Genomic DNA, 251 nt, shown 5'->3' on the forward strand with positions numbered 1-251 from the left:
TGTCCGTTACGACATCGGCGTCGGTGACGTCGGCTCGTTCGATGGCGCGAAGTCCTTCGATCATGAGGACGGCGACGAGCAGGACACCTTCTACAAGAACGCCCGCTTCGCGCTGAAGACCTGGACCGGCCAGGAAACCGAGCTTGGCACCTTGAGGACCTACACCGAGACCCGCTTCAATTTCGGTAACTTCAACAATTATGCCTTCCGCGAAAGCGCAGACACGTACAACGTCGCCGGCAACAAGGGTG

1 protein-coding gene is annotated in these 251 nt (G+C 58.6%); it reads left to right on the plus strand.

From position 1 onward, the window contains the following. A partial coding sequence (locus CN311_RS31785) for a porin (protein ID WP_208866622.1) occupies nucleotides 1-251 on the plus strand: 251 nt, incomplete at both ends.

Source organism: Mesorhizobium sanjuanii, assembly GCF_002529485.1.
In the GTDB taxonomy this organism is placed as follows: Bacteria; Pseudomonadota; Alphaproteobacteria; order Rhizobiales; family Rhizobiaceae; genus Mesorhizobium; species Mesorhizobium sanjuanii.